Annotated in this window: 21 protein-coding genes and 1 riboswitch; of the genes, 19 read left to right on the top strand and 2 right to left on the bottom strand. The window is 44.6% G+C overall.

Annotation, left to right across the window (positions count from 1 at the left end):
- Positions 1 to 60: 60 nt before the first annotated feature.
- From folD to AC58U0_RS06820, 12 genes are all read left to right on the top strand, one after another.
- Positions 61 to 927: a bifunctional methylenetetrahydrofolate dehydrogenase/methenyltetrahydrofolate cyclohydrolase FolD gene (folD, locus tag AC58U0_RS06875; RefSeq protein WP_057306414.1), complete on the top strand. Its 867-nt coding sequence runs from the start codon at positions 61 to 63 to the stop codon at positions 925 to 927.
- Between the two features lie 8 nt (positions 928 to 935).
- A complete protein-coding gene (xseA, locus tag AC58U0_RS06870; protein ID WP_497378208.1) occupies positions 936 to 2306 on the top strand; it encodes an exodeoxyribonuclease VII large subunit in 1371 nt (456 codons plus the stop codon).
- Entirely contained in the window at positions 2293 to 2547 is a 255-nt protein-coding gene (xseB, locus tag AC58U0_RS06865; RefSeq protein WP_057306412.1) for an exodeoxyribonuclease VII small subunit, read from the top strand. The genes xseA and xseB overlap by 14 nt, the downstream gene beginning before the upstream one ends.
- A 49-nt stretch (positions 2548 to 2596) precedes the next feature.
- Entirely contained in the window at positions 2597 to 3454 is an 858-nt protein-coding gene (locus AC58U0_RS06860) for a polyprenyl synthetase family protein (protein WP_497378270.1), read from the top strand.
- A 117-nt stretch (positions 3455 to 3571) separates the two neighbouring features.
- Positions 3572 to 5458 carry a 1-deoxy-D-xylulose-5-phosphate synthase gene (dxs, locus tag AC58U0_RS06855; RefSeq protein ID WP_497378207.1) on the top strand — a complete coding sequence of 629 codons (1887 nt, stop codon included), beginning with the start codon at positions 3572 to 3574 and terminating at the stop codon, positions 5456 to 5458.
- 36 nt (positions 5459 to 5494) lie between these two features.
- Positions 5495 to 6328, top strand: coding sequence for a TlyA family RNA methyltransferase (locus AC58U0_RS06850; protein WP_497378206.1), 834 nt, complete (start codon positions 5495 to 5497; stop codon positions 6326 to 6328).
- A 199-nt stretch (positions 6329 to 6527) separates the two neighbouring features.
- Positions 6528 to 6980, top strand: a complete 453-nt coding sequence (locus AC58U0_RS06845) for a hypothetical protein (protein ID WP_057306408.1) — start codon at positions 6528 to 6530, stop codon at positions 6978 to 6980.
- 2 nt (positions 6981 to 6982) lie between these two features.
- Positions 6983 to 7432 carry a transcriptional regulator AhrC/ArgR gene (ahrC, locus tag AC58U0_RS06840; RefSeq protein ID WP_057306407.1) on the top strand — a complete coding sequence of 150 codons (450 nt, stop codon included), beginning with the start codon at positions 6983 to 6985 and terminating at the stop codon, positions 7430 to 7432.
- A 15-nt stretch (positions 7433 to 7447) separates the two neighbouring features.
- On the top strand, positions 7448 to 9175 hold the full coding sequence (gene recN / locus AC58U0_RS06835) for a DNA repair protein RecN (RefSeq protein ID WP_497378205.1): 1728 nt from the start codon (positions 7448 to 7450) through the stop codon (positions 9173 to 9175).
- A 118-nt stretch (positions 9176 to 9293) separates the two neighbouring features.
- Entirely contained in the window at positions 9294 to 10634 is a 1341-nt protein-coding gene (gene spoIVB / locus AC58U0_RS06830) for a SpoIVB peptidase (protein WP_497378269.1), read from the top strand.
- Positions 10635 to 10867: 233 nt separating this feature from the next.
- Positions 10868 to 11662 (top strand): sporulation transcription factor Spo0A, encoded by a 795-nt coding sequence (gene spo0A / locus AC58U0_RS06825; protein ID WP_047673954.1) that lies wholly within the window; start codon positions 10868 to 10870, stop codon positions 11660 to 11662.
- A 39-nt stretch (positions 11663 to 11701) separates the two neighbouring features.
- Entirely contained in the window at positions 11702 to 11932 is a 231-nt protein-coding gene (locus tag AC58U0_RS06820; RefSeq protein WP_497378204.1) for a helix-turn-helix domain-containing protein, read from the top strand.
- 140 nt (positions 11933 to 12072) lie between these two features.
- Here AC58U0_RS06820 and AC58U0_RS06815 read toward each other — a convergent pair whose 3' ends face one another.
- Positions 12073 to 12168, bottom strand: coding sequence for a YjcZ family sporulation protein (locus tag AC58U0_RS06815; protein WP_156390218.1), 96 nt, complete (start codon positions 12166 to 12168; stop codon positions 12073 to 12075).
- Positions 12169 to 12546: 378 nt separating this feature from the next.
- Here AC58U0_RS06815 and AC58U0_RS06810 point away from each other — a divergent pair, with 378 nt between their 5' ends.
- The 3 genes from AC58U0_RS06810 to AC58U0_RS06800 all read left to right on the top strand — a co-directional run bounded on the left by AC58U0_RS06810 (position 12547) and on the right by AC58U0_RS06800 (position 14492).
- Positions 12547 to 13503: an MBL fold metallo-hydrolase gene (locus AC58U0_RS06810; RefSeq protein WP_497378268.1), complete on the top strand. Its 957-nt coding sequence runs from the start codon at positions 12547 to 12549 to the stop codon at positions 13501 to 13503.
- An 8-nt stretch (positions 13504 to 13511) separates the two neighbouring features.
- Positions 13512 to 13988, top strand: a complete 477-nt coding sequence (locus AC58U0_RS06805; protein ID WP_497378202.1) for an SRPBCC family protein — start codon at positions 13512 to 13514, stop codon at positions 13986 to 13988.
- Positions 13989 to 14066: 78 nt separating this feature from the next.
- Entirely contained in the window at positions 14067 to 14492 is a 426-nt protein-coding gene (locus tag AC58U0_RS06800; RefSeq protein ID WP_057306402.1) for a hypothetical protein, read from the top strand.
- Positions 14493 to 14558: 66 nt separating this feature from the next.
- On the opposite strand, the gene AC58U0_RS06795 is transcribed toward AC58U0_RS06800, so the two are convergent.
- A complete protein-coding gene (locus tag AC58U0_RS06795; protein ID WP_497378201.1) occupies positions 14559 to 15137 on the bottom strand; it encodes a guanylate kinase in 579 nt (192 codons plus the stop codon).
- Between the two features lie 163 nt (positions 15138 to 15300).
- Between AC58U0_RS06795 and AC58U0_RS06790 the strand changes: the two genes are divergently transcribed.
- From AC58U0_RS06790 to cobK, 4 genes are all read left to right on the top strand, one after another.
- Positions 15301 to 15531 (top strand): hypothetical protein, encoded by a 231-nt coding sequence (locus AC58U0_RS06790; RefSeq protein ID WP_261301198.1) that lies wholly within the window; start codon positions 15301 to 15303, stop codon positions 15529 to 15531.
- Positions 15532 to 15573: 42 nt separating this feature from the next.
- Positions 15574 to 15774: riboswitch (cobalamin riboswitch) on the top strand.
- A 141-nt stretch (positions 15775 to 15915) separates the two neighbouring features.
- A complete protein-coding gene (gene cobJ, locus AC58U0_RS06785) occupies positions 15916 to 17610 on the top strand; it encodes a precorrin-3B C(17)-methyltransferase (RefSeq protein ID WP_497378200.1) in 1695 nt (564 codons plus the stop codon).
- A gap of 19 nt (positions 17611 to 17629) precedes the next feature.
- Complete coding sequence (locus AC58U0_RS06780; RefSeq protein WP_497378198.1) at positions 17630 to 18592, top strand: sirohydrochlorin chelatase; 963 nt, start codon at positions 17630 to 17632, stop codon at positions 18590 to 18592.
- Entirely contained in the window at positions 18589 to 19365 is a 777-nt protein-coding gene (gene cobK / locus AC58U0_RS06775; RefSeq protein WP_497378196.1) for a precorrin-6A reductase, read from the top strand. Before AC58U0_RS06780 ends, cobK begins: the two co-directional genes overlap by 4 nt.
- Position 19366: the final 1 nt, after the last annotated feature.

Raw genomic sequence — 19366 nt, 5'->3', positions numbered from 1 at the left:
TCAACCATTTATATATAGCCATAGCAAACGTTTTTCACAAAACTCTTAGGGGGAAATAACATGTCTGCACAAGTTATTAATGGGAAAGAACTCGTGAGTTCCATCCGTGAGGAGATCAGGTCAGATGCGGCCGCGCTAACTGCGCAAGGCAACCAGCCTGGTCTTGTCGTTGTTATTGTGGGAGAAGATGCGGCTTCACAGGTATACGTAAGAAACAAAGCGAAAGCCTGTGATGATGTAGGGATTTATTCCGAAGTACATCGCTTACCGGAACATACAACGCAACAAGAGTTAATTGCTCTTATTCATAAATTTAATAGTGATAACCGAATTAACGGTATTCTTGTTCAGTCACCGCTGCCTAAGCATATCAATGAAGAGGCTGTTGTTGATGAAATTGATCCGCTTAAGGACGTGGATTGTTTCCACCCGATTAATGTCGGTAACTTGATGATTGGCAAAGACGGCATGAAGCCATGTACACCGCATGGTGTTATCGAAATCCTAAAACGCACAGGAGTCGAAATAGCTGGTAAACACGCTGTTGTTGTAGGAAGAAGCAACATCGTAGGCAAGCCAATGGCTATGCTGCTTCTGCGCGAGCACGCGACGGTATCTGTTGTGCACTCTCGTACTCCGAATATGGAGGAAATCACGAAACAAGCGGATATTCTTGTTGTAGCTGTCGGTAAAGCGAATTTAATTAAAGCTCATCACGTGAAGCCTGGTGCTGTCGTTATCGATGTGGGGATGAATCGTCCTGCTGATGGCAAACTGACAGGAGATGTTGATTTCGAAGCGGTTAAAGAGATTGCAAGTGCAATCACACCCGTACCCGGTTGCGTAGGTCCAATGACGATTACCATGCTGCTTCGCAACACCGTTGATGCAGCTAGTCGCGCAGCTAAAGCGAATGTGAGCGTTTAATCAGAAGTATGGCGAGAAACGAGACGAAGATCTTATCTGTCAAGGATTTGAACCGGTATATTAAACTCATGCTAGAGGGCGATTCCCGTCTGCAGGATGTTTGGGTTCGTGGGGAAATCTCTAATTTTACTCACCATTCCAGCGGTCATATGTATTTTACGATCAAGGATGCGGATGGCAGGCTCAAAAGCATCATGTTTGCTTCTCATAACCAGAAGCTCGGTTTTATACCAAAAGAGGGAACGAAAGTGATCGCTCGCGGTAATATTTCCGTATACGAAAGAGACGGAGCGTATCAGTTCTATGTGACGGCGATGCAGCCGGATGGCATCGGCAGTTTGTATATGGCCTTCGAGCAGCTCAAGAAGAAGCTCGAAGGGGAAGGACTGTTCGCGGCGGAGCGCAAGAAACCGATTCCTCGGTTTCCGCGCGCGATCGGCGTGATTACGTCTCCGACTGGAGCCGCAGTGCGTGATGTCATCATCACGCTGCAGCGCCGCTACCCGTCGGTCCAGATTCTCCTGTACCCTGTATTGGTACAGGGTGCGCAAGCGGCTCCTTCGATCGTCAAGGCGATCGAAGCGATGAACCGGCTCGGTGAAGCCGACGTGCTTATCGTGGGCCGCGGCGGCGGCTCGCTCGAGGAGCTCTGGGCGTTCAACGAGGAAGCCGTTGCGCGGGCTATCTGCGCCTCCGCGATTCCCGTCATCTCGGCCGTCGGCCACGAGACGGACTTCACGATCGCGGACTTCGTCGCCGATCTCAGAGCACCGACGCCTACGGCGGCGGCTGAACTCGCGGTGCCGAACCACCTCGAGCTGAAGCAACAGCTGTCGCAGCAATCGCAGCGGCTGCACTACGGGCTGCTCCAGCAGCTGCGCCGCAAGCAGGAACGGCTGGAGCGCGCGAAGCGCTCCCCGTTCCTGACGAACCCCCGCAGGCAGCTGCTGATGCAGCCTGCGGAGCGGCTCGACCGGCTGGCGGAGCAGCTCGGTTACCGCATGCGCCAGCGCCTAACGCTGCTGGCGGAAAGACGATTGAAGCTGGAGCGCCGCTTATCCAGCTTCAATCCCAAAGAGCAGGCCGTGTCGGCAAGGCGGCGCTTGGATACTTCCAAGCGGCAGATGCTCACGGCCATGCAGACCCTCCTGCGTACGAAGAAGCAGGAGTGGCAGTCCGGCGTCCGTCATTTGGACGCCCTCAGCCCGCTGAAGGTCATGCAGCGGGGCTACAGCTTGGCGTACGACGAACAAGAGCAAGAGCTCATTCGTTCAGTCTCCCAAGTGAAGGTGGGAGATTTCGTTAAAATCCGTCTCAAGGACGGAAGGTTGAATTGTCAGGTATCGGGGATGGAGGAGAACAAAGATGTCTACGAGTGAAACGGAAGTAAGCTTTGAATTGGCCATAGAACAGTTGGAGCGCATAGTTGCCCAATTGGAAAGCGGCGATGTGCCTTTGGAGAAAGCCATTGAGCTATATCAGGAAGGCGTTCGGCTCTCCCATCTGTGCGGTGTGAAGCTTGAACAAGTGGAGAAGAAAATTGAGATGCTGGTTGAAGGTGAGTCGGGCACTGTGAGCAGGAAGCCTTTCCAACCTGTCTTAGAAGATAAGGGGAATTAGGTTGAATAAGACATCTACCATTCATGAATATATAGCTTCCCATGCAGAAATGGTTGAAGCGGCTTTAATCCAAGCGCTGCCTGCAGCATGGGACGTTCCTGGTTCACTGCGTGAGTCCATGAACTACTCCTTAATGGCTGGAGGCAAGCGCTTGCGTCCCATTCTGGTGCTAGCAGCAGCTGAAGTGCTAGGGGGATCCCTAGAAGCAGCGATGCCTGTTGCTTTAGCCATAGAGATGGTTCATACATATTCCCTGGTTCATGACGATTTGCCTGCAATGGATAATGATGATTATCGCCGAGGTAAACTGACGAATCATAAGGTATATGGTGAGGCCATGGCCATTCTAGCTGGCGATGCATTGCTGACTCATGCATTCTTCAGCATTACGCAGGCCCATAAAGGCCATGGCATTCCAGCTGAACGTGTGCTCTCCATCACAGAAGAACTTGCCATATATGCAGGGGCGAGAGGGATGGTTGGCGGTCAAGCTGCCGATATGCTCGGGGAGCAAGGCATTACAAAACTTGAAGAATTAGCTTTTATTCATATGCATAAGACGAGTGATCTCATTGTTTTCTCCTTGCGTGCCGGCGGTCATATTGCCGGAGCCACGGATGCGCAACTTCGCGCACTTAGTGAATTCGGCAATGCCATTGGTCTTGCATTTCAAATTCAGGATGATATTTTGGATATTATCGGCGATGAGAAAAAGTTAGGTAAGCCTGTTAAGAGTGATGAGAAGCAGCAGAAGGTAACTTATCCCTTTTTCATCGGGATCGAAGCCTCGGAGCAGAAGGTTAAGGATTTAACGAATCAGGCCAAAGAAGCGCTGCTTCGTGCACAGATTGCGCACCCAGAAAGGCTTCTTCAACTGGCGGATTACTTAATGCAGAGAGATCATTAATCCTTTATTGGGTGTATTATTCCCTTGCCTTTTTGTCGTTTTACACGAAATACCCAATTTATGATATAATAGTGAAATCGATCTCAGTATTTTCACATTGAAAGTGAGGAAACAAGCGTGCTGCTCGAACAAATCAATCGGCCTGAGGACTTGAAGCGTTTATCCTTGACGGAGCTTGAGATATTGGCTGGTGAAATCCGTCAATTTCTGATTGAGAAGCTGTCCGTTACAGGTGGACACTTGTCCTCCAATTTAGGTGTGGTTGAGCTCACCATTGCTTTACATACCTTGTTCCACAGCCCGTATGATAAATTTATTTTTGATGTGGGTCATCAAGCTTACGTACACAAAATTTTAACCGGTCGCAAAGATAAATTCGATACCCTGCGCAAGTACAAGGGACTTTGTGGATTCGTGAAACGTTCTGAAAGTGAACATGACGTCTGGGAAGCCGGACATAGCAGTACTTCGCTGTCAGCCGCAATGGGAATGGCGATGGCTCGCGATCTGAAAGGTGAACATAATAAAGTTGTTGCCGTTATTGGTGATGGGGCGATAACCGGTGGTATGGCGTTAGAAGCAATGAACCACATTGGTCATGAGAAAAAAAATATTATGGTCATTCTGAATGACAATGAAATGTCGATTGCGCCCAATGTCGGGGCTATTCATAATTATTTGAGCAAAATTCGTTCGGATCGTCATTATTTGAAGGCCAAAGAAGAAGTTGAACATTTACTTAAGAAAATTCCTGCCATCGGCGGCACCTTGGCCAAAACCGCGGAAAAGCTGAAGGACAGTCTGAAATATTTTGTGTTAAACGGTGTTTGGTTTGAGGAATTAGGGTTCACTTATATTGGGCCTGTAGATGGACATAATTTACCGGTATTGCTCGACACGCTTAAACAGGCCGAGAAAGTCAACGGTCCTGTACTTGTTCATGTCGTAACGACCAAAGGTAAAGGGTATACGCCAGCTGAACAGGATTCGCACAGTTGGCATGGTCCAGGACCTTACAAGATTGAATCAGGTCAGGTGCTTAAATCCGTAGGTCCTCCTATGTATACAGAAATTTTCGGTAATACGTTAATCGAGCTTGCTGAGAAGGATTCCAGAATTGTTGCTGTTACGCCAGCTATGCCTGGAGGTTCTGGGTTACTGAAGTTCGCGAAGCAGTTCCCCAATCGGATGATTGACGTCGGGATTGCGGAGCAGCATGCGGCAACCTTATGTGCAGGTCTTGCGAGTGAAGGTTTGAAACCCGTATTTGCGGTATATTCCACTTTTCTACAGAGAGCTTACGATCAAGTCGTCCACGACATTTGCCGTCCTAAGTTGAATGTTACATTTGCTATTGACCGTGCAGGGTTTGTGGGTCCAGATGGCGAAACCCATCATGGTGCATACGACATTTCATTTCTACGTTCGCTGCCGAACATGGTGCTTATGATGCCTAAGGACGAACGTGAATTAAGAGATATGATGCAGACTGCTCTTGAGTACAATGATGGACCAATCGCATACCGCTATCCTAGGAATAGTGGAACGGGATCGAGTGTTGTTGAAGCGCCAAAAGCGATTCCAATCGGTACGTGGGAGACATTGCGTGACGGGGATTATGCGGCTGTACTTGCTGTTGGACCGATGGTGCAGATTGCGGAAGAGGCAGCCGAACAATTAGCTAAGGAAGGCATCAACCTTCGCGTTGTCAATGCAAGATTCATTAAACCGCTTGATGAAGCTTATTTACTCCAGCTAGCAAGTGAGTCCATTCCAATCATCACGATGGAAGAAGGTTCTATCCAAGGCGGATTTGGCAGCAGTGTAGTAGAATTCTACGCAGCCAAAGGGGTCGTTGGATTGCACGTTCAAATCATGGGTATCCCGGATTACTTCGTTGAGCATGGAAGCGTGAAGGAACAACGTGAAGAAGTTGGACTTACCACACAAAACTTAATCACGGAAGTGAAGAAGCTAGTGCCACGTAAACGACAACGAGCTTAGGCTATGGATGATAAGAATAGGAGTAACACAAACACAATGTCATCGGATAAAGAACGATTAGATTTATTGCTTCTTGAGCAAGGCTATTTCGAAAGCAGAGAAAAGGCAAAGGCCGCCATTATGGCAGGCCTTGTTTTTGCTGATGAAGAACCTGTAGATAAAGCAGGTATGAAGATCAGCCGGAAGGCTGTATTGAAAGTGAAAGGTGCGCTTCATCCTTATGTGAGTAGAGGCGGCCTTAAGTTAGAGAAGGCATTGAAACAATTTGATATCGATTTAAATGGAGCAGTTATGCTTGATATTGGAGCCTCGACTGGCGGATTTACAGACTGTGCTCTGCAAAATGGTGCTTCTTCTGTGTACGCCGTCGATGTTGGCTATAATCAACTGGACTGGTCGCTTCGTAATGATGAACGTGTTCATGTTATGGAGAGAACGAATTTCCGCTATACGAAAATGGAAGATTTGAACGGTCCGCGACCTACATTTGCAAGCATTGATGTATCTTTCATTTCGCTTCGAATTATTTTACCGCCACTGAAAGAGATCTTGTTAGATCAGGGGCATGTGGTTGCCCTCATTAAACCTCAGTTCGAGGCAGGTAGAGAGAAAGTCGGCAAATCCGGTGTTGTACGCGATCCAGATGTTCATGTGGATGTGCTGACCACTGTGTTAACTTTTGCAGAAGAGTTAGGCTTTCGCTTGAAAGGGTTGACATACTCACCAATCACAGGAGGGGAAGGGAATATTGAATTCCTTGCCTATTGGTCTAGTGATTCTGATGACGTTGCTTCTCTTGCTGACGCTTCATCCCTGAAAGAGTTGATCGCAGTGACGGTCAAAGAAGCACAAAAATTGCATGGCAAATAAACTCATCTTTGAGAACGCCTTTTTGCGGCCCAGAGATGGGTTTTTTCAGTAGATAGGAAAATATCCGTTTTATACTTTTCTACATGGTATCTATCTTGATAAACGCACTCGTCCCTAATGAACGATGGAGTCATTTATCCTTGCTTCAAAAAAAGGATTTTCCGGGTAAATCCGCGAATACTATGGCGAGGTGAGGGACATGGAACAAGGCGATGTTAAAGTCATTTTGTTAATCCTGATCATAGTTGTAGGCATTATCTTTTGGCGATTCCAAAGGTGGCTAGACGGACCCAATAAGAAGAGAAGAAGGATTCCTAGACACTCAGAAATACCGCAGGATGAAGTCGTGGAGCTGCTTGAAGGAGCAGGTTTCGATGTGCTTGCCGGAAAAACCAAAATTCCCATCACCATGAAGGTCAACGAAAGAGAACAGCTGGAAAGCCGGTTATTCATCGACTATTTTGCCCAGAAAGAAGAACAAATTTACCTCGTAAAAGTAGCGAAGGAACGTAAACCGCTTGAAATGACAGGAAGCGCTGTTCGCGATATGCTTCTAGCCTATAGTTTAATTTATCCAGAAGCTGACGGCGTGCTTTATGTGGATATGGCACTAAACAAAATTAAAAAAATCACATTTCATATAGAGGTGTAAGGATGAAAGGTCAAAGGCATGTAAAAATCAGAGAGATTATTACGAACCACGAGATTGAGACGCAGGATGAATTGGTGGAGACTCTTCGGGCTGCTGGCTTTCATGTCACACAGGCGACAGTCTCACGCGATATCAAAGAGCTACATCTGATTAAGGTTCCTTTGGATGATGGCAGATATAAGTACTCCATGCCGGCGGATCAGCGATTTAATCCGATGCAAAGACTGCGTAGAGCTTTGAGTGACCATTTTGTTAGCATTGACCATACCGACAATCTTGTCGTTATGAAATGTTTGCCAGGCACAGCCAACACGATTTGCGCACTTATTGATAATCTAGAGTGGAACGGTGTCATGGGAACGATTTGCGGAGATGATACCATTCTTGTGATTTGCCGCGGCAAAGAGAACAGCCTCACTTTTGTGAATGATGTCATGTCATTACTATCTTAATTTCAGGAGGAGCACATGCTTACAGAACTTTCGATTCGTAATTTGGCTGTTATTGAACATGTACATATTCGTTTCAAAGCTGGTTTTCATGTCCTAACAGGAGAAACAGGCGCAGGTAAATCGATTATTATCGATGCTTTAACACTCATAGTTGGTGGTAGAGGATCTTCGGAGTTGGTACGTTACGGTGCAGACAAAGCAGAAATAGAAGCAATGTTTGAATTACCATCCACGCATCCGGTTTGGCATACGCTTACAGAACTCGGCATAAGTGCAGATGCCGGTGAGCATTTGCTCATTCGAAGAGAAATTACGGCAACTGGTAAAAGCTCCAGCCGAATTAATGGCCAACTTGTTAACTTGACAATGCTTCGTAAAACGGGTGAGTGGCTGGTTAATATTCATGGTCAGCATGAGCATCAATCCCTGCTGAATGTTGATGAGCACATTCATTCTCTTGATTTATTTGGTGATGCTGAAGTTGAGGCTGCAAAGAAAAACTATCAAGCTAGCTTTGATCAATATATGAAGCTGCAAAAAGAGCTGAGAGAGCTTCAAGAAACAAGTAAACAAGCGCTTCAAATGCTAGATTTATATCGTTTTCAAATCGATGAGATTTCGGCTGCAAAGCTCAAAATGGGGGAAGATGTGACCTTAATCGAAGAGAAGCGAAAACTGGCTAACGCGGAGAAATTATTTCAAAGCTCTTCCGAAGCCTATGATTTCCTTTATGCGACGAATCGCGGGTTAGATGCTGCCGGAAAGGCGGTTTCCAGACTGCAGGATATCGTACAACTTGATCCAACGAAGCTAAGTCCTCTTCTCGAGCAGGCGCAATCCGCTTATTATCAGATGGAAGACGCAGCTTTTCAACTGCGTGACTATCGAGATGGCATCGAGTTTAACCCGTCGCGTTTGGATTTTATTGAACAAAGATTAGATATGATCACGTCTCTTAGGCGGAAATATGGAGAGAATATTAAAGAAATACTCGGTTATTTGGATAAAATAAAAAATGAAGTCGATACCATTGAAAATAAAGATGAGCATATTCGCAAATTAGAAGACAAGCTTGCGACCGAAGAAAAGCAGTTGGGCGTGGCGGCTTTAGATCTTTCCAATTTGCGCAAAGGGATAGCAGAACAGCTTGCGAATCAAATTGAGCATGAACTTCGCGATCTGCAGATGGAACGCACACAGTTCCGAGTTAAAGTAGAGCAAACACTTGATGAACGCGGCATTCTTGTTGAAGGAAACAAAGTTCGATACTCACGGCAAGGAATTGATCAAATTGAGTTTCTCATGGCACCCAATCCTGGAGAGCCTTTACGCGGTCTTAGTAAAATTGCTTCTGGCGGAGAGCTTTCTCGTATTATGCTCGCGATGAAAACCATATTTGCACGCATTGATCAAATTCCTGTCCTTGTTTTCGACGAAGTCGATACAGGTGTAAGTGGCCGCGCGGCCCAAGCTATTGCAGAAAAAATGTCCGTTTTGTCAACTAACTGCCAAGTTTTCTCGATTACGCATTTACCTCAAGTGGCAAGCTTCGCTGATGTACATTTCTATATCCGGAAAGAAGTGGATCAAGAACGTACGTTTACACGTGTTCAAGATATGCCTGATTCTGGACGAATTGAGGAATTAGCGAGAATGCTTGGCGGAGTCGAAGTGACGGAAACCACCCTGCATCATGCTGGGGAAATGCTTACCATGGCAAGAAATAAGAAAGCAAGGGCATGAAAGTATAGATAGTCAGCATTTTCAGTTATAAAACGGGGAGAGTGGGGTTAACTTAAAGGTACGCATTTGACGACACCCATCGTCAGGGCTCAAGGAAGTGTGAAGGAGCGTGAAGATATTGCAATCCAGCAAAAGAAAAAGATTGTTCGGACTCCTGCTCGTCTTCTTCGTTTGTATGGTAAGTTTGTCTCCGCCTTTTCAAAGCTTTGCCTCCTTCCCTCAGGAACTTCGCTTATTCAGCGGTCAGGGGAAGCAGCTCCAACTAACAATGCCGGTCAACGCCCAAGTCACGGTAAAAGATACGGATATTGTAAAGGTTAACGGCAATGCCAAGCACTCATTTCAAGTTAATTTGAAAGAACCCATCTCTTTGCAATCCGATCACTCTGGGCAAACAGAAATGAAGCTCAAGCTGTTCGGTGCAATCCCCATCAAGACAGTTAAAGTCAATGTAGTACCGGATTTGAAAGTCATCCCAGGAGGTCAAACGATCGGTGTGAAAATTAAGTCTGCCGGTATTTTGGTCGTAGGTCATCATTTAGTAACTGTTGCCCAAGACCAAAAAGTTTCACCTGGTGAAGAAGCAAAAATTCAAGTAGGTGATTTAATTACTAAGATCAATGGCAAAGATTCCAAGGATGTTAGTAAGGTTGCTGATCTTGTAGCCAAATCCGGAGAAAGCAAAACACCGCTGGAGCTAAAAATCCTTCGTAACAATGAAGAGATGATTGTGAAGCTGCAGCCTGTCTATGACGTCGTAGATAAGTCGTATCGCTTAGGCCTGTACATTCGAGATTCAGCTGCGGGTGTTGGTACTCTAACCTTCTACGCACCAGATCAAGGCGTGTACGGGGCACTGGGACATGTTATCACGGATATGGACACCCAAACGCCAATCATCGTTGGTGACGGCGATATTGTGTACTCTAATGTGACTTCTATTTCTAAGAGTCATAATGGAGATCCCGGTGAGAAACATGCTACCTTGTACAAAGATAGTAAAGTTATAGGTAATATCGAAAGGAACACGGCATTCGGTATTTTTGGAAAAATGTATGCTGCTCCTGACCACAGCTTGGATAAAGAAGCCATACCTGTTGCTTTCGCTGAAGAAGTGAAAGAAGGGCCTGCTCAAATTTATACGGTCGTGGAAGGACAGAAGGTTGAGAAATTTGATATTCAAGTTGTCCATGTATCCAAACAAGACATTCCCGGAACAAAAGGTATGGTAATTAAAATCACTGATCCACGGTTGTTAGATAAAACAGGCGGTATTGTTCAAGGTATGAGCGGCAGCCCAATTATCCAGAATGGCAAGTTAATTGGAGCTGTCACACACGTATTCGTGAATGATCCTACAAGTGGCTACGGTTGTTTCATAGAATGGATGCTTCAGGACTCGGGTATTATCCTTAGACCTTCATCAGGAGCTTCGTACAAAGAATCAAAGGCGAGCTAAAAGCCTTTGATTCTTTATTTTATTTTAACCTCATTCTACATGGAAAAACACGGCTTCATGTGAAATTGTCGAAAAATGTTGGAAATAGAAGATAAATATATTATTATATAAGAAAGTGAATTAAAAGAAAAGAAAAATAATATTCGACAGAAGGAATTTAAGTTGGGGTGTCGAATACCTTTACTTAAGAGAGAATTACCAACTTGTATGAGTAGCTAAAGGAGGATTTTAAGTTGCAAAAAATTCAGGTGTTACTGGCAGATGATAATCGTGAGTTTACCCATTTATTATCAGAGTTCATTGGTGAGCAAGAGGATATGGAAATTGTAGGAGTGGCGTACAACGGTAACGAAGTTCTTCGTTTTCTTGAACAACAACGTGAATTGCCGGATGTACTCATTTTAGATATTATTATGCCTCACTTGGATGGTCTGGGTGTACTTGAAAAAATGCGTGAGATGAATCTTCCCACACAACCGAAAATCATCATGCTAACCGCTTTTGGGCAAGAAAATATCACTCAAAAAGCTGTGCAACTTGGAGCCTCTTACTACATTCTTAAGCCTTTTGATATGGAAACGTTAACGAATCGTATTCGCCAGCTTGTTGGCAACAATCAAGCATCTGCAACAACTTCAACGTCGCGTGCAAATATTGTACATATGCCAAAAGGTAAAAACTTAGATGCTAATATCACTAGCATCATACATGAAATCGGCGTTCCTGCGCATATTAAAGGATATCAATATCTTCGGGAAGCGATCACGATGGTTTATAACAATATCGAAATCCTTGGTGCGATCACCAAAACTTTGTACCCAGCTATTGCTGAGAAGTACAAGACTACACCTAGCCGCGTTGAGCGTGCTATCCGTCATGCGATTGAAGTCGCTTGGACGCGCGGCAATATTGACAGCATTAGCTTTATTTTTGGCTACACGATTAATATCTCGAAATCGAAGCCGACGAATAGCGAATTCATCGCCATGGTCGCCGACAAATTGCGCATCGAGCATAAGGTTTCTTGAGAGGGTTAGAATCTTTGTAATGTTTCGGAGGTCATCAGAATGAAATATGAGCTCGGTCGCTGCCTACTTAGTGAGCGATTACTTGAGTCCAACATGACTATCGGTGAACTCGCTCGAACATTGTTCTACAAGCCAGAGCGGATTACCGACTTTGTTGAAAACAAAAGAATCATGCCGCTTAAGTCTGCTATATCTATCGCTGACACCCTTGGGTGTGATGTGAATGATTTGTATGAATTGGTTACGATCGAGTCTAATGTTTTGAATTGATGGCTGTAATTCTATATATCAAAAAGCGGGCGCTCTTATCCAGAGCGTTCTTTTTAGTTTGTTTTTAAATTTAGAATGAAGAAAGGAATGTTAGAAAGACTACCTATGAAGATAGGTAGCCCTTCTATATTGATTTCTAATTACCAAACAAATGCGCTAGTGATGATAACCAGCAAAATGAACAGTACCAAGATTGCTGCTGGAGAAGTATAACCTACGCCAGTTCCACAACTCATCCGAATCAACCTCCAACTGTTATTGGTTTGTGTTTCAAGATAGCTTATGACTATTTTTGAGGAAAGTTTGGGCGAATCGAATGATTGTGCTAATGTCCCTGCTCTTGAAAAAATGCGATGGGAGGTTGTTAATCAAATCTTGGAACCACACGATGCGGATTTACGTTATTACATCTAGTCGATTTATTTTCATTTGAAATTAACAAGACTATTCCATTAAGTTTAAGCTTGGAGGCGGCATAGAAGTTGTTATTTATATTGACGAGTATCGTAGTGGGAATTGTGTGCGTTATTGTTCTATTTATGAATGTTTACCCTGTTTTTGGACGGAAACCATCGAAGGAGAAGACTCTGGCTTTCTCTCGATCCTCTCAATATTTGAATGGGAAATTCGAAAATCCTGTTCCTACCATGATGAATATGGGCTTCAAGAATACAATGGGGATCTTGCTCGATTTTGCGAAAAGCAGTCCTAATCGACGTCCTAATACGCAATTAGTTATGGGAACCCCCGATTTGACCAAGGATCTGGAAACGAAAGTGACCTGGTTTGGTCATTCGGCTTCCTTACTAATGATCGATGGGAAAGCCCTTTTATTAGATCCCATGTTCGGGAAAGCTCCTTCTCCGTTTCCATGGCTCGGGAAGGGAAGATATAGCGGTGGATTGCCTTTTGAAATTGAGCAGCTGCCTGTGATTGATGCCGTCATTTTGTCACATGACCATTATGATCATTTGGATTATGGAACGATCATGAAAATTAAGCATAAAGTGAACAAGTTTTTAGTCCCGCTCGGGGTTGGCGGTCATCTGATCAGATGGGGTGTCCAGCCAGTGAAGATCGAAGAGTATGATTGGTGGGATGAGTTAACGTTTGAAGGTTTAACGTTGGCCTGTACGCCAGCTATACACTTTTCGGGGAGAAGCATGACGGATCGCGGTGCTACCCTATGGTGCTCGTGGGTGATCAAAGGAAAGCAGTCCTGCATCTTTTTCAGCGGTGATAGTGGGTATTCCCCTCATTTCAAAGAAATTGGGCTTAAATATGGTCCGTTCGATCTTACTTTGATGGAGTGCGGTCAATACGATGATCGCTGGTCTGATATTCATATGATGCCAGAAGAAACGGTTCAAGCCCATATGGATGTGAAAGGGAAGCTGATGATACCGATACATTGGGGGGCATTCACGCTGGCCTTGCATGACTGGACAGATCCGGTAGAACGTGCCACAAGGGCAGCGCATGTTAACAAAGTGTCAATTGTCACACCGAAAATAGGTCAAACTGTTACCGTGGATGCCGCGGAATGCCCGATAGAAACTTGGTGGAAGTAGAGGAATCAATGCCAACTATACGACAGGAGTTACTTATTCATGCATCTATCGAGGTGTGTTTTGATTTGGCAAGGAGTATAGATATCCATGCGGAATCGACCTCTCATACGAAGGAACGAGCAATAGCAGGCAGGACTCAGGGATTGATTGAGCATGGAGAAACAGTGACTTGGGAAGCTTATCATTTAGGTATTAAGCAGCAGTTGACTGCCCAGATTACTGAGATGGAGAAGCCGAATTACTTTGTAGATGAAATGGTAAGAGGGGCATTCAAGCGATTTCGTCATACACATGAATTTGTTACTGTAGATCAAGGTACTTTGATGGTAGATACGTTCGATTACACTTCGCCTTTTGGAGGATTGGGGAAGATTGTTGATCACTTGTTTCTAGCAAAGTATATGACTCAATTTCTTAAAATGCGCAATGACTATGTGAAGAAGATTGCTGAAGAGATAGCCCGGTCTACAAGGTCTGTTAGGTAAGAACTGGATACTAAGACTCCCACATGGTATTATGGATAAGGCTGGTAGGTCGAAGTGATCAGGAGAGAAGAAGAATCTATGGTTGAACAAAAAAGTGAACGAAAATTTCATTTTCTGGGTGTACTGCTTGGTATAGCGGTCGATAACTTAGGGACTTTGATATCGACTACGTTAATTGGCGGTATATATTTTGCTAATCGCCCGGTGGATGAGCAAGATGTAAGTGTTATATATTCGAATGTAGGCCTATTACTTTTGCTTTTGGTAGTTGGTTTGTTCTGGTCGTTTCTTGGCGGATACATCGCCGCTAAGGTTGCGAAGCGTGCCGAATACTTCAATGCGGCCATTATTGGCGTCATCGGTGCTGCAATCGGATTTGATTCCATGTTAACGAATCATAGCATTCCATTATGGTATGAGTTGATTGGTTTTGTCGTCATCGTACCAGTTTCACTGTTAGGCGGATTTGTGGCCTTGAAGAGGAAAAAAGCCCCATTAAAATGAATGTAGGATCGTAAAAAAGAGACTCGGTGATGTCGCTCACCGGGTCTCTTGGCGTTATTACCACATTTAACTAGTTGTAGTTGGCATGTGAGCGAGCATGGTTGCCTTTACTTTGTCGATCGTTTCTTGTAAATTCATATTCTCAAAAACATGCTCACAATCTTTGCGGTAGGAGACTTCCTCTATGTAGTGGTTCATGTAGTGGTCTATGACGTCCGTTGGCGTGTTTCGAGCAAGCATGCGTTCCATGATCGTTTGTTTGTTGACATAGATGAACAAGCGGATTGCTCTTTCTCCAAATGTATACTTAAATCGGTTAGCTGCATAACGATTCACAATGACATAGATAAGTCCGTCTTTGCGAAGCGCTTCATCGATGTCCGCTTTCTTAATCCCATAGAAATTCCCGTCAATTTCAACAGTTTGAAAAAATTCACCAGCAATGTCACAATCGATGAAAACTTTGCGTGAGATGAAATTATAATCTTTCCCGTTGACTTCTTTGGGTCTAGGTGTTCGAGTTGTGTAGGAGACGACAGATGAGAAACCAAGTTCTTTGGCAATGTGATGGGCAATTGTTTTACGACCGGAACCGCTTGTGCCAGTAAATACAAACACCAATCCATTCGTTTCATGACTGCTCATATCAATTCCTCCTTCATATAATGAAAGCGATATCTTGATAGATTCATTATAGTATGAAAATTCTGAAAATTAAAGAAATACTTTCTCGTATGATAGGAATCAAAGGGTAAAAATACGCTATAATAGATAGCATCACTTCGTTTAAATGGAAAGGAATCTAACTATGCCTAAATATGCGAATTTGAGTGCGGAAGCAACGGAATTTTTACGTCAAAAAACCGGAAGCAATCACTTAGAGTGCTATACCTATATTGACCCGGAGCGTGGAGAGGATAGTTTTTTTATTGTTAAAACGATCAACAAGGTCATTCAAGTTTCTTTTGCCGAAGTGACCTATGATCCAAGCAGTTACCAGAGTTTGATGGAAGGACTCTACCAAGCCATCTATGAATAAATACGTGACAACCCTATCGATAGATGGTAGGATGATCGTAATTGCATATCAATGGAATTAGGTGCCATATATCCTTTCGGATTTATGGTTAAAAGGGAAGACCGGTGAAATACCGGCACGGACCCGCCACTGTAAAAATCGCCGTTATTACGGTAACTCCTTGCAACATGCCACTGGGTATCAACCTGGGAAGGTGCAAGGGGATGATTAAGTCAGGAGACCTGCCTAGTTCAACAACACAATAACCCTACGAGGAATTAGGGAGTGTTAGAGAGCGGTTACTTCTGGTTTTATTAACTGTAGTAATTTACCAAGCATTTCTAACATGACTTATGTTAGGGATGCTTTTTTTGTTTGTGTAATTATGGGGAAGGGTGATACAAATTGTCAGGAAAACTGCTCATAATCGGCTTTGGGCCGGGGAGTTTTGAACATATTACGAAGCGTGCACGGGAAGCGATTCAGGAAAGTGAAGTTATCATTGGATATAACACCTATGTGGATCTTATCGCAGGTCTGTTAACTGAACAGCAAGTAGTTCGAACAGGCATGACGGAAGAAGTGAGTCGTGCGCAAGAAGCTGTGCGGCAAGCGAAGCAGGGGAAGAAAGTTGCTGTTATTTCCAGTGGAGACGCCGGCGTGTATGGGATGGCCGGTCTTGTCTATGAGGTATTGATGGAACAAGGCTGGACACGTGAGGATGGTGTCCAAGTGGAAGTGATTCCTGGCATTTCAGCTGTTCATTCGGCTGGATCTCTGCTAGGTGCTCCAATTATGCATGATTCATGCACTATAAGCTTAAGTGATCATCTTACGCCATGGGAGCTGATCGCTAAGCGGGTTGAGGCAGCGGGGATGGCTGATTTCGTTATTGCCCTCTATAACCCGCGAAGCGGTAGACGGACCAGACAAATTGTTGAGACTCAGCGCATTCTCCTTAAGTATCGTTCTCCTTTAACGCCTGTAGGGATTGTTAAGAGTGCGTATCGAGATCGTGAGCATGTTGTAGTGACGACGCTTGCTGATATGCTGAATCATGATATTGGCATGCTAACGACCATTATTATTGGTAATTCCGCTACCAAGCTGTATGACGGTCTCATGATAACACCACGCGGTTATCAGCGGAAATATACATTAGGGGCTGAAACACAGCCACTTAAGCCACATCAGAGGCTGAAATCCGAGGCCGAGCCATGGGCTTTGGAACAATTTGATGAACAAGATTGGGATGAATCTTTGGAAGAGTTCGATGAGGAAGATGAACTCATGGATGATGAGGTTACCGAAATGAAAGAACCATCCCAGTTGAAGTCTTCGCCGAATCTGTCACCAAGTAACTCCTTACAACTTGCAATGGAAGCGTTGCAACTAGTATCCAAAGGGAATGAAGAGGTGCCATTTGAATTTGATAACAAGCTGACTGCGACCCAATCAATCTTTGAGTTTGCAGTAAGCCCCGGCATCGCGAATAAAAAGTTAACAGCAGCCCAACTATGTGCGTTAGGCGAGATTGTTGGAGATCGGGGAGATATTGAATACTCACCGCATCATCAACTGATTGTTCGTGTGCAAACCAATAACCCTAAGCAGATTACATCCGAGTTAAGTGCACTAGGATTATTATTATCACCGATTGGTGATGTTGCCCAAATCAAAGCTTGCGACTTTTGTAATTTGGAAAAAGGAGAATCTATTCCTTATGCGGAAGCCATCCATCATCGGATTGGCAATCTAGAAGTACCTAAAGAGTTGAAAATTGGGTTCAACGGGTGCGGAATGGCTTGTTATGGGGCTGTTCAGCAAGATATCGGCATCGTGTACCGCAAAGAGAAATTTGATCTATTTCTTGGCGGAAAAACAGTAGGTCGAAATGCACATGCTGCTCAGCCCGTTGCAGAAGGAATTGACCCTGAGGAGCTTGTTGAATTAGTTGGCAGAATCGTGGAACGTTACCAAAAAGAAGGACACCCGAACGAACGATTTCATAAATTTTTCAAGCGTGTTAAAGAAATTGAAGGTTACCGCCATCAAGAAATGGTTGGTTTCGTCATCGAAAATGCCATTTGCGGCGATTAGAATGAGGGGGAAATAAAAGATGAATGCTGTTTTATTTGTGGGTCATGGGAGTCGGGAAGAAGGCGGGAATGAGGAAGTTCGCCTCTTTGTTTCAGAAATTGCGAGTAAGATGCAAGAGCAAATTGTGGAGACATGTTTCCTGGAATTTGTTCAACCAACGATTATGCAAGGAATTGATCGCTGTGTAGAGCTAGGGGCTACTCATATTGTGGTCATTCCGATTATCTTATTTGCGGCTGGACATGCGAAAATTCATATTCCGTCTTCTATCGATGATGCGAAATTAAAATATCCTTTAGTGAAATTTACATACGGTAGACCTATTGGGGTACACGAACAAATTCTGGATATTTTATCCTCTAGGGTAGAAGATCTCGGAGTTCAATTGAAAGAGGACTTAGGTGAAACAGCTTTACTTATTGTTGGACGTGGAAGCAGTGATGCAGATGCGAATAGCGATCTGTTTAAAATCTCTCGTTTATTCTGGGAGAAGCTTCAGGTGAAATGGGTGGAAACAGCCTTTATTGGCGTTACAGCGCCTCTGATGGATGCTGGAATTGAGCGCTGTTTGCTGCTCGGTGCAAAGAAGGTAATCATTTTGCCGTATTTCCTGTTCACTGGTGTTTTGATTCAACGAATGGAACAAATGGTTCAAGGGTATCGGGAGACATATCCAGATAAACAATTCCAAATGGCTCCATATTTTGGATTCCATCCGCTGCTTCAAGAGATTTTGATTGGACGCGCACAGGAAGCGCTACAGGATGAAGTGAAGATGAACTGCGACATGTGCCAATATCGGCTAGAGGCGATGAAGCATATCGATCATCATCACCATCATGATCATGACGATCATCACCATCACCATCACGATCACACTCACGACCACGATCATCATGACCATGGGCATAAACACGACCACGACCACGATCATCACGAGCATGATCATGACCATGCTCATTCAAGAGGTGACAAACGATGATTCTCGTTCTTGCAGGTACGAGTGACGCTAGGGAGTTGGCGTTAGGAATTCGCGCAGCAGGATATGATGTGCTCACAACAGTTGTGACCGAGAGCGCAGCAAAGAGCATGGAGGCAGAAGGGCTTCCGGTACTCACGGGTCGCCTAACCGCGGAAGACATGAACCAGCTAATTCAAGATAAAGGTTTACACGTGGTTGTTGATGCGACCCACCCTTTTGCGGAGGAAGCGTCAAAGAATGCGATGGCGGCGGCTAAACTGGCGGCTGTACCTTATGTTCGTTTCGAACGTCAAAGCTTGTCCATCGAGCAAAGTGCACTTGTTACGACGGTTGATGATTATAAACAGGCTGCAGAGCTTGCGGCTGAGAAGCGTGGCAGCATTATGCTGACAACCGGCAGCAAAACATTGAAGATTTTTGCTGAACGCCTAATTGGGCTTCCCGATACGAGGCTCATTGCGCGGATGCTTCCACGCCAAGATAATATGGAGAAATGCGAAGAACTGGGTATTGAGCAGAAAAATATTGTAGCCATGCAGGGCCCTTTTTCCAAAGAGTTAAATAAAGCTCTTTATGACCATTACAAAGTTACCTTGATGATAACGAAAGAAAGCGGGAAAGTCGGAGCTGTGGATGAGAAGCTCGAAGCAGCGCTCGAAATGGGTATTCCGAGTATTGTGATAGGAAGACCGGAACTAGAATATGGGACGCTCTATTCAGACTTTCAAGGCGTTATACAATTTGTAAACGATAGCATTCATAAGGAGGGCTAAA

The sequence above is a fragment of the Paenibacillus sp. J31P190 genome, assembly GCF_059692075.1.
This window is presented reverse-complemented; position numbering and strand designations above follow the sequence as displayed.

What these genes read in the sequence shown, in the direction of transcription:
- AC58U0_RS06795 (WP_497378201.1), bottom strand. Translation starts at nt 15,137, where the DNA reads ATGAGCAGTCATGAAACGAATGGATTGGTGTTTGTATTTACTGGCACA.
- AC58U0_RS06815 (WP_156390218.1), bottom strand. Translation starts at nt 12,168, where the DNA reads ATGAGTTGTGGAACTGGCGTAGGTTATACTTCTCCAGCAGCAATCTTG.
- folD (WP_057306414.1), top strand. Translation starts at nt 61, where the DNA reads ATGTCTGCACAAGTTATTAATGGGAAAGAACTCGTGAGTTCCATCCGT.
- xseB (WP_057306412.1), top strand. Translation starts at nt 2,293, where the DNA reads ATGTCTACGAGTGAAACGGAAGTAAGCTTTGAATTGGCCATAGAACAG.
- AC58U0_RS06790 (WP_261301198.1), top strand. Translation starts at nt 15,301, where the DNA reads ATGCCTAAATATGCGAATTTGAGTGCGGAAGCAACGGAATTTTTACGT.
- AC58U0_RS06820 (WP_497378204.1), top strand. Translation starts at nt 11,702, where the DNA reads ATGAAATATGAGCTCGGTCGCTGCCTACTTAGTGAGCGATTACTTGAG.
- AC58U0_RS06860 (WP_497378270.1), top strand. Translation starts at nt 2,597, where the DNA reads ATGGTTGAAGCGGCTTTAATCCAAGCGCTGCCTGCAGCATGGGACGTT.
- cobK (WP_497378196.1), top strand. Translation starts at nt 18,589, where the DNA reads ATGATTCTCGTTCTTGCAGGTACGAGTGACGCTAGGGAGTTGGCGTTA.
- ahrC (WP_057306407.1), top strand. Translation starts at nt 6,983, where the DNA reads ATGAAAGGTCAAAGGCATGTAAAAATCAGAGAGATTATTACGAACCAC.
- xseA (WP_497378208.1), top strand. Translation starts at nt 936, where the DNA reads ATGGCGAGAAACGAGACGAAGATCTTATCTGTCAAGGATTTGAACCGG.
- AC58U0_RS06780 (WP_497378198.1), top strand. Translation starts at nt 17,630, where the DNA reads ATGAATGCTGTTTTATTTGTGGGTCATGGGAGTCGGGAAGAAGGCGGG.
- recN (WP_497378205.1), top strand. Translation starts at nt 7,448, where the DNA reads ATGCTTACAGAACTTTCGATTCGTAATTTGGCTGTTATTGAACATGTA.
- AC58U0_RS06800 (WP_057306402.1), top strand. Translation starts at nt 14,067, where the DNA reads ATGGTTGAACAAAAAAGTGAACGAAAATTTCATTTTCTGGGTGTACTG.
- AC58U0_RS06845 (WP_057306408.1), top strand. Translation starts at nt 6,528, where the DNA reads ATGGAACAAGGCGATGTTAAAGTCATTTTGTTAATCCTGATCATAGTT.
- AC58U0_RS06850 (WP_497378206.1), top strand. Translation starts at nt 5,495, where the DNA reads ATGTCATCGGATAAAGAACGATTAGATTTATTGCTTCTTGAGCAAGGC.
- AC58U0_RS06805 (WP_497378202.1), top strand. Translation starts at nt 13,512, where the DNA reads ATGCCAACTATACGACAGGAGTTACTTATTCATGCATCTATCGAGGTG.